We start from the raw sequence: 442 nt of genomic DNA on the forward strand, positions 1-442 counted from the left end.
CCCCGCGGGGACAGCCGCCTCAGGTGCCGCCACCGCGCTGGAAGCCAGCGGCGATTTCAGCCGCGAGGCCTGCACCGGCCGGTTTGAAATCCTGTCGCAGGGCCGCAGCGTCAACTTCGCGCCCTCCACTGCCCGGCTCGATGCCAACTCGCGCGACTTCCTCAACAGCCTGTCGGACATCATCCGCCGCTGCCCCGGCATGGTGGTTGAGGTCGGCGGCCACACCGATAGCCAGGGCAAGGCGGCCTGGAACATGACGCTGAGCGAGAAACGCGCCGCGGCGGTGAACCAGTACCTTCAGCAAATGGGCATCCCGGCAGAGCGCCTGGTCGCTGTCGGCTACGGCGAAACCACACCGCTGGTGCCCAACGACACGGTGCAGAACCGCGCCAGGAACCGGCGGATCGAGTTCAAGGTTCTGAACTGAACCACTGCTGTCCCC

General features: G+C 67.2%; 1 protein-coding gene. It reads left to right on the forward strand.

Features of this window, described 5'->3' with window-relative positions; genetic code table 11:
• Nucleotides 1-427 (forward strand): OmpA family protein (locus RA21_RS20680; protein ID WP_039152308.1); only part of this gene is annotated, 427 nt, incomplete at its 5' end.
• Nucleotides 428-442 lie beyond the last annotated feature (15 nt).

It is taken from the genome of Leisingera sp. ANG-DT (genome assembly GCF_000813785.1).
Classification (GTDB): domain Bacteria; phylum Pseudomonadota; class Alphaproteobacteria; order Rhodobacterales; family Rhodobacteraceae; genus Leisingera.